This window comes from Sphingomonas sp., from assembly GCF_035758555.1.
In the GTDB taxonomy this organism is placed as follows: Bacteria; Pseudomonadota; Alphaproteobacteria; order Sphingomonadales; family Sphingomonadaceae; genus Sphingomonas_B.
In genome coordinates this window covers 1-8,454 of sequence record NZ_DASTXI010000008.1, presented here as the reverse complement: position 1 = coordinate 8,454, position 8,454 = coordinate 1, and the positions used below count along the sequence as shown (strand labels likewise).

Annotated in this window: 7 protein-coding genes; all 7 read right to left on the bottom strand. The window is 66.3% G+C overall.

The annotated features are described in order from the left end of the window. Window positions 1-140: 140 nt before the first annotated feature. Window positions 141-602, bottom strand: a complete 462-nt coding sequence (locus VFT73_RS00550; protein ID WP_326408148.1) for a cupin domain-containing protein — start codon at window positions 600-602, stop codon at window positions 141-143. Between the two features lie 68 nt (window positions 603-670). Further along, window positions 671-2,908 carry a TonB-dependent receptor gene (locus VFT73_RS00545; RefSeq protein WP_326408147.1) on the bottom strand — a complete coding sequence of 746 codons (2,238 nt, stop codon included), beginning with the start codon at window positions 2,906-2,908 and terminating at the stop codon, window positions 671-673. A gap of 155 nt (window positions 2,909-3,063) precedes the next feature. Continuing rightward, window positions 3,064-4,647 (bottom strand): serine hydrolase, encoded by a 1,584-nt coding sequence (locus VFT73_RS00540; RefSeq protein WP_326408146.1) that lies wholly within the window; start codon window positions 4,645-4,647, stop codon window positions 3,064-3,066. Window position 4,648: 1 nt separating this feature from the next. Next, window positions 4,649-5,794, bottom strand: a complete 1,146-nt coding sequence (locus tag VFT73_RS00535) for a hypothetical protein (RefSeq protein ID WP_326408145.1) — start codon at window positions 5,792-5,794, stop codon at window positions 4,649-4,651. Window positions 5,795-5,798: 4 nt separating this feature from the next. Next, a complete protein-coding gene (locus VFT73_RS00530) occupies window positions 5,799-6,863 on the bottom strand; it encodes a DUF1611 domain-containing protein (protein WP_326408144.1) in 1,065 nt (354 codons plus the stop codon). An 83-nt stretch (window positions 6,864-6,946) separates the two neighbouring features. Then, complete coding sequence (locus tag VFT73_RS00525) at window positions 6,947-8,224, bottom strand: cysteine desulfurase-like protein (protein WP_326408143.1); 1,278 nt, start codon at window positions 8,222-8,224, stop codon at window positions 6,947-6,949. A gap of 8 nt (window positions 8,225-8,232) precedes the next feature. Further along, a partial coding sequence (locus tag VFT73_RS00520) for a membrane dipeptidase (protein WP_326408142.1) occupies window positions 8,233-8,454 on the bottom strand: 222 nt, incomplete at its 5' end.

Sequence of the window (8,454 nt, the reverse complement as noted above, 5' to 3'; positions counted from 1 at the left end):
CGCGTTCAGGACCGACTCTGCGCGATCGGGCGTCTCCTGATAGGCAGTGAACCCGCCATTGTGCAGCTCGGAGACCGGGCGGTGCCGCAGCTGCCGGGGATCGAAAAAGGAACGCATTCAGGTCTCCGGCAGGCTGTTCGTCAGCGCGCTGTATAGGCTGTGCCGTCCTTGCGCACGAACCGCCCGTCGGCCGCGGCGCTCATCATGTCCACGTCGGAGCAGTAGGTAACGTCAGCCGGCGATCGGGTGCCGACTTCCAGATAGACCGCCTCGCGGCCCGACCGATTGATCATGTGATGGCCGTTGCCGGTGTCCTTGGGAAAGGCCGCGCCATCGCCCGCGCGCAGAATCGTCTCGCCGCCATCTTCGACCAGGACCAGCTCGCCTTCGAGCAGATAGACGAACTCGTCTTCGGCCGAATGCCAGTGGCGCTGGCTCGACCAGGCGCCCGGCGGCAGTCGCATCAGGTTGACGCCGAAATCGGTGAGCCCGCCCGCGTCGCCCAGCCGCTGCCGTACGCGCTCAGCGCAGGGCGCGTCGAACGGCGGCGGATAGCCCGAGCCTTTGCGTCCGGGCACGGCGGCGACATCGATCCTCGGCATGGCGTTCCCTCAGCCTGTCGACGCTCAGGCTTAGCCGCCTTCGCTTATGGCCGGGAAGCCCGATCCACTCAATATTGGGCGGTCAGGGACAGCCCGATGGTCCGTGGACGAATGATGCCGGTGCCGATCGCTCCGTTCGGATAGATGTCGAAGCCGTTCGCCTGGACGGCCGAGGTCGAAGTGATGCCGTGGCTGTTGCCCAGATTCTTGACATAGGCTTCCACCCCGAACCGGCCGAAATCGAGCCCGGCGCGCAGATCGACGACGCTGTACGACGGCACTTCGCGCTGGCGGCCGTTAGCGGCGCGGAACGTCGCGTCGAAGGCGCCGGGCTGGTCGCCGACCAGGCGCACCGATCCGCCGATATAGGCTTCGGTGCTGCCGGCGAGCGACCAGCGATAGTCGCCGTTCAGGGCCGCGCTGTATTTGGGCGTGAACGGCAGCCGGTCTCCCTTCAGGCCACCGACCAGCGGTCCGCTGTCGGCGGTCAGCCGCGCATTGGTGAAGGCACCGTTCAGCGCGAGGTTGAGGCCGGCAGTCGGCCGCACCGTGACGGTGAACTCGGCACCGTCGCTCTTCGCGCTACCGCCGTTCGTGTTCACGCCGAAATTGTTGACGATGGCGAACAGCTGAATGTGGTTCCAGTCGATGTGATAAAGCGCAAAGTCGATGCTGAAGTCATTGTCCGGCGTCTGCGCCTTCACCCCCGCTTCGTAGCTGATCACGGAATCGGAATCGTAGGTCGCGGGCGTGCCGGCGGGTGCGCTCGGCGGCAGCACATTGGGGCCGCCGGGACGGAAGCCCTTGGCGACACGCGCATAAACCGAGACATTGTCGTCGAACTTCAGCTTCGGTGCGACCGAGTAGGTGAAGACGTTTTCCGAAGACGAAGCGATGTTGTTCGTCGGCCCGCCGGCCAGCGCGCCGTCGCCGACCTGGTTGGCGTGCTGGCGGTTGTGGCTGTAGCGGCCGCCGAAATCGATATCGAACCGCTCGCCCAGATGAAGGGTGGCGTTCGCAAACCAGGCGATCTCCTCGTAAACCGAATGGAGGCTCACCTGCGCCAGCAGGGGCAGGGTGGTGATGCGAGTGAAGGTTCCCGGCTCGACCGGGACATATTCCTGGAGGATCTCGCCCTTTTCATGAGTGTAGTAGCCGCCGATCAGCCAATCGAATGCGTCCGTTTGATCCGACAGGCGGAGCTCCTGCGTGAACTTCTCGTCATTGGTCTGCTGGGCGAGGAAAAGCTCGTTCGGCGCTCCGAAGACGCCCTCAACCACGGCGCTCAGATTGGCCGTCACATCCGAGCGTAGGGTCTCGTCCTGCGTGGCGTAGCTGGTCGACGAAGTCAGGTTCGCGAAACCAAGGTCGAAATCCGCTGTACCATTATAGATGCGATAGCGGATGTCGGTGAACTGCGGCACGAACTGCGATAGCGATAGCCGCCCGTAAAGCGGCTTCAGTGTGAACGGATCGGCCTCGACCGTGCTCGGCGCGTCGGCCTTGATGTCCTGCAGGATCGCCGTCGCCCGGACCGAAATCCGGTGGCTGGGCGTGAATAGCAGCGACGCGCGGCCGCCGTAGATGCGGGCATCGTTGATGTTCTTCTCGACGTCAGAACCGGCCGTGCCGATCGAATCGATGAAGCCGCCATCCTTGCGATAGGTGCCGGATGCGCGGAACGCGAGCGTGCTGCCCAGCGGGATATTGACCACGGCGTTGCCGGCATAGGAGGTATCGCCACCGTCAACAGCTTCCACGCTTGCGCGGCCGCGGAGCTCGAAACTCTCCATCTGCGGGGCATTGGTCACGAATTTGAGCACGCCGCCCAGCGAGCTCGCGCCATAAAGCGTGCCTTGCGGCCCACGCAGCACCTCGACGCGGGCGACATCGAACGTGTCGAAGTCGCCGGCCAGGATGGCGCCGTTGACCAGGCCGCTGCTCGATCCGAACGGCGTTTCGTCGACATAGACGGAGACGGTAGAGGCGACACCGCCGGTGTTGATGCCGCGCAGCAGCAATCGGCCCTGTCCGGGCGTGCTCTGGTTGAGCTGAAGGCCGGGCACCAGCTTCAGATAGTCGCTGAAATTATTCGCGTGCTGCTCTTCCAGCGCAGCGCCGCTGACGACCGAGATCGATTGCGGCACGTCGATCAGCAGCTGTTCGCGTTTCTGCGCCGTGACGACGATGTCTTCCGAATTGGCGGCAGCGGTTTGCGCGGAGGCGGGGGGCTGCGCGGCGGCGGGCGCCGCGGCGAGCGTCAGTGCCATTGCCGTGCCGCCGCAAAGGATGCGAACCGTCTTCATCGAAATCTCCCCTCCCAATTTCTCCGAACGCCGTCCGGGCTCCGTTCCGTCACGCGCAAGGACCTGCGCGGATACAGTCCGCCCGAACGCGACAGCTATTTTCGGAATAGAAACATGCAAGGAGGAGAAAAGCAATCCTGTTCAGGACAAAATTGTCATTCCTGCTTCGCGGATGTCGGTGTGAACAGCAGATCCTGATAATCCCAGCTGAAATCGACGAGCGGCGAAACCGCCTTCATCGTCACCCGCTCGATCTTGCCGTCGGCGTCGAGGGCAAAGGTGACGTAGGCAGGCTCGATAGCCTTGTCGTCCCACACGGTTTGAAAGCTGTCATACTGCCAGTGCTCCAGCGTGCCGGTCATCCGCGGCGTCTGCTTGAAATCGATGCGAAGCTTGCCGCCTTCGTCGCGGATCGAGATCGGGCCGTACCAGGGGTCGACATAGTCGCCGGCGTAGCGGGCGAGCGGCAGCGACGGTCCGATTTTCGCGGGTGCAGCCGTCGTCGCCTTCAGCGCCGCGACCGCCTGCGCCTGCCGGTCCTTCTTGAACGCGCGCCAGGCGGCGGGCCAGTCCTGCGTCGGCCGCTCCAGGTAATGGTCGAGCAGTTCGTTCATCAGGCCGCGGATGATCTCGCCGTCCTCGGAGTTGATGAGGATCGTGAACCCGACATTCTTCTCCGGGATCAGCACCACCGCTGCCTGGAACCCGAACACGGCGCCGGTGTGCGACACGATCTTCGCGCCTTTATAGTCCTGCACGTCCCAGCCGAGCGCATAGGTGTTGAACATCGGCGTTGCAGGCGCGAGCGGGCCAGGCAGAGGTGGGTTCGGCATCAGCACGACCGGCTTCCACATCTCGGCGGAGACGGCGTCGCTGAACAGGCGCCCGCCTTCGGGCAGCTTGCCGTGGGCGAGCTGGATTTCCATCCAGCGCGCCATGTCGTTGGCGCTGACCGCCAGCCCGCCCGCCGGCGCGGCATTGCGGCCGAGCTCGTCACGTTCGTTCAGCACAACCTGGTCGCCCAGCCCCCGGAACGGGCCATTCAGCCGCGCGTGCGGCCAGGCGCGGTCGACGGTCGCGAAACGGGATTCGCTGTCGCTGGTCGAATGGCTCATTCCAGCCGGACGCAGCACATGGTCCCTGACGAACGCTTCCCAGGTCTGGCCGCTGACTTCCTCGATCAGTTGGCCCGCGGCCATGTAGAGGACATTGTCATAGGCATAGGCGCTGCGAAAGCTGGTCGCCGGCTTCAGATAGCGCAGCCGGCGCACGCTTTCCTTGCGCGTCAGGTTGGTGCGCGGGACCATTAGCAGGTCGCCTTCGCCCAATCCCAGGCCGCTGCGATGGACGAGCAGGTCGCGGATCGTCATCTCCCGCGTGACCCAGGGATCGTACATCGCGAACCACGGCATGTGCTCGATCACCTTGTCGTCCCAGCCGATCTTGCCTTGATCCACCAGGATGCCGAGCGCGGCGACGGTGAAGGCCTTGCCGGTCGATCCGTTCGGAAAGATCGTGTCGGCGTCGACGGGATCGGGCGCGCCGAGCTTCTTCACGCCATAGCCCTTGGCGAGCGTGACCTTGCCGTCCTCGACGATCGCGATCGCCATGCCGGGCACGCCGATCTCCTTGCGCAGCGTCTCGACGCGCCGGTCGAAGCCCGCAGGGGGTGCCGCGAGCGCGAGCGAGGACGAGGCCAGCAAGGCGGCGGCCAGGGCGGTGCGCGCGAATGAAGGCATGTCAGGCTCCTTTTGAGGTTGCCGGTCGATGGATGAAGGCTGTGGGCTTCAGCAGCTTCGCCGCGCCGATCGTCAGCAGCGGCACGACGTAGACGGCGAGGATCGTGTAGGCCAGCAGCCGGTAGCCGCTGCCGATCAGCGCCACGAGGCCGAAGCGGTCAGCGACGAAGATGCACCCGCTCAGCAGCGCCGCAGCAAAGCCTGCACGCGCGCGATAAGGGAGGTCGACGCCACGGCGCTTGCGCCAGACCGCCGCGATCCGCTCGTTGATCGCGTGCACCGACCCGGTGCCGCTTTCCAGCAGCGCGGCGAAGATCATCGCCTGGAACAGCAGGTGGAACGCCGGCAGGTGAAGCCGCTGCAGGATGAAGTCCGACGGCAGGGTCTCGCTGGCGATGCCGGGATAGAAGGCGATCATGCAGGTGAAGAACAGCAGCGCGGGCAGCATCGCCAGCGGACCGGCGACAAGGCCCGCGATCACGGCATCGCGGCGGCAGGTCATGTGCCGCATCACCGGCAGGATCACGACCGCGCCGACCACATTGTAGCTGGCATAGGTGAGGCCGCCGAGCGCCCAGCCGTCGCTCGGACCGCCCGCCGCGAAATGCGCGCCGATCCGATCGCCGAAGCTGCCGAGCGACAGCAGCACGAACAGCACGTAAACGCCGTAGAGCAGGAACGAGACGTACTTGAACAGCCGCTCGACCGAGGCATTGCCGAACGTCACGAACAGCGCGATCGCGGCGGCCAGGCCGAGCGTCCCGGCGAGCGTGGGGAGGCCGAGCGTCGCCGTTCCGATCGCGCCGGCCGCCGCGCCGAACACCGAAAGGATCAGGATCACGAACAGCACATAGGCGATCTCGAACACGATCCAGGCGGGACCGAGCAGCCGTTCGAAAAAAGTGCGATAGTCGTAAGCGCGTGCGGCATGGGCGAAGGCGAAGGTGAGGGCGCAGATCACACTCCACGCCAGCATCGCGAGGACCATGCCGGCGAGGCCACCCCAGGGGCCGCTAGGCAGGAAGAATTCGGCGAGCTCGCGCCCGGTCGCATAGCCGCCGCCGATCACCACCGCCTTGAAGGCGAACCCCGGCAGCAGGAAGCGCTGGAACCAGCTCGATTGCGCGCCGTCTGCCCCCGTTACCATCACATCAGCCGAGGCAATGATCGATCAGGCGATCGAAGGCGGGGCCGCCGCGGATCGGATCGGCGACGGGAAGGCCGAGCCGCGCTTCCTCCTCCGCCATCAGGCGCGTCGCCTCGCTCTCGTTCAGCTCGGAAGTGTTGAACGACACGCCGCCGCAGCGGATCGCCGGATTGGTGCGGCGGCCGAGCGCGACCGTCAGCTCGACGATTTCCTCGACGCTGGGCACCGCGAACTCTTCCTCGCCCAGCAGCACGCGGCGGCCCGGCTCATGGCACACGACGAATATGTCGGGCTGACTGCCGTGGAGCAGGCCCAGCGACACGCCGGCATAGGCGGGGTGCAGCAGCGATCCCTGGCCCTCAATCACGTCCCAGTGGCCGGGCGCGGCGTCGGGCGACAGCATCTCGGCCGCGCCGGCCTCGAAATCGGCAATCACGGCATCCATCGGGATGCCGCCGCCGGCGATCATGATCCCGGTCTGCCCGGTCGCGCGAAAGTCCGCGTCGATGCCGCGCTGCGCGAGCGCTCGTGTGATGGCGAGGGCCGTGTATTTCTTGCCGAGCGCGCAATCGGTGCCGACCGTCAGCAGCCTTTTGCCGCTGCGCTTGCGGCCGGTCGCGACCGGAATGTCGGCGGGCGGCGTGCGCACGTCGATCAGGCGGCGGCCCTTGCGCCATGCCGCTTCGGTCAGGCCCGGAATATTGGCCAGCCGCACGTGCATGCCGCTGACGATATCCAGCCCGGCGTCGATCGCGTCGAGCAGCATCGGCTGCCACGAAGCGGGGATATAGCCGCCGCTGTTCGCGACCGCGATGACCAGCGATCGGGCGCCCCGGCTCGCGGCTTCGGCCGGTGTCATACGCGGAAGGCCGGTGGTGACGGCCAGCGGATCGGATGCGCATTCGCCGACGCACTTGTCCGGCGCCCAGTCCTTCAGGCCAAACGCGGTCTTCGCATAGCCGCGTTCGTGCACGTCGCCGACGAACAGCAGATAGGGCGTCGGCAGCGCCAGCGCCGCCCCGTCGCTTGCATCGCCGCTGTCTTCCCGCACGCGCTGAATGGCTGTCATGGGCAAAGCCTATCAGCAGTGCTCAGTTTCCGTCCAGAGAATTATTGTTCAAATAGGTCAATTGAGACCCGATCGACAATTGCTCACGCGGCCTGCTTCGCGATGTCTTCCAGCGCTTCGAGCGTGCGGTCGACTTCCTCGACCGTGTTGTAATGGCACAGGCCGAGCCGCAGCAGCCCGCCGTTGTCGGCAAGGCCCAGCCGCGCGACGACCTCGACCGCGTAGAAGTGGCCGGACCAGGCGAAGATGTCGCGGCGGGAGAGCGCTTCGGCGGCCCTGTCGGGTCGGCAGCCCGCGATCGTCAAACCGAAGGTCGGAACGCGGCCTGCGGTGATGGCCGCGCCCCAGAGCTTCACCGACGGGATCGCGGCGAGGCCGTCGAGCAGCCGCCGGCTCAGCTGGTCCTCATAACCCTGGAACGCGTGGAACGCGCTCCGCAGCCGCCCTATACGGCTGCCTGCGGCGGGGTCGAAGTGTGCGCCCAGCTTGTCGAAATAGTGGATCGTCCCGATCATCGCCGCCTGCGCCTCGAACGACGGCGTACCGGTCTCGAACGCGCGTGCCGGTGGATGATCGGCGGCCGGGCGTACCTTGTAGGGCCTGAGCTCCTCGAGCAGGTCTGCCCGGCCCCACAGCACGCCCTGGTGCGGGCCGAAAAATTTGTAGGGCGAGCAGACCAGCAGGTCGCAGCCGAGTGCGGTCACGTCAGTCACGACATGCGGCACAGACTGCACCGCATCGACGAACAGCACCGCGTCCGAATGCGCCTTCACGATGCCGGCGATCGCCGCGACATCGTTCAGCGTGCCGATCGCGTTGCTGGCGCCGCCGACGGCGACGAGACGGGTGCGCGGCCCGAGCAGCGCCGGCAGCGTGTCCAGCCGCAACGTGCCGCTGTCCGGATCGAAATCGAGCCAGCGGACGGTCACGCCGCTGTCCTCTGCCCCCAGCAGCCAGGGTGCGACATTGGCGTCGTGATCGAGCCGGGTGACGACGATCTCGTCGCCCTCGCGCCAGTTGCGGGCGAGCGCGCGCGACACGGACAGCGTCAGCGTCGTCATGTTCGGCCCGAAGGCGATGTCCTCCGGCGCGGCGCCCAGCAGGTCGGCCATCGCTTCGTGTGCCGCGTCGCTGAGCGCGCCGGTGTCGATCGAGGTGCGGAATGCGCCGCCCAGATTCGCGGTGCCCGCCTCCAGATGCTCCAGCATCGCCCGCATTGCCGGCGCACACATCTGCGTGCCGCCGGGGCCGTCGAGATAGATGCGGTCGCCGGTACCGAGCGCGGGGAATTGGGCACGCACCTCGTCGATGGGGAAAGGCGCGACCGTCTCGGCCGGCCGTTGAAACGAATCGGACAGCATCGGAGCGCCTAAGACGCCGGAGAAATGGGCTTGGTTGCCGGCAGCTCGTTTGCCATGCCAGCCGCGACCTTTTCCGCCTCAGCCATCACGCGAAGGATATTCTCGCCCGCGACCTTGCGAACGTCCTCGTCGCTCCAGCCGCGCCGCATCAGCTCGGCGAGCAGCGCCGGATAGGTGCTGACGTCCTCCAGCCCCTTGGGCAGCGAGTTGCCGACGCCGTCGAAGTCCGA

Coding starts and splice junctions, on each gene's coding strand:
- VFT73_RS00545 (WP_326408147.1), bottom strand. CDS start 2,908: ATGAAGACGGTTCGCATCCTTTGCGGCGGCACGGCAATGGCACTGACG.
- VFT73_RS00525 (WP_326408143.1), bottom strand. CDS start 8,224: ATGCTGTCCGATTCGTTTCAACGGCCGGCCGAGACGGTCGCGCCTTTC.
- VFT73_RS00530 (WP_326408144.1), bottom strand. CDS start 6,863: ATGACAGCCATTCAGCGCGTGCGGGAAGACAGCGGCGATGCAAGCGAC.
- VFT73_RS00535 (WP_326408145.1), bottom strand. CDS start 5,794: ATGGTAACGGGGGCAGACGGCGCGCAATCGAGCTGGTTCCAGCGCTTC.
- VFT73_RS00540 (WP_326408146.1), bottom strand. CDS start 4,647: ATGCCTTCATTCGCGCGCACCGCCCTGGCCGCCGCCTTGCTGGCCTCG.
- VFT73_RS00550 (WP_326408148.1), bottom strand. CDS start 602: ATGCCGAGGATCGATGTCGCCGCCGTGCCCGGACGCAAAGGCTCGGGC.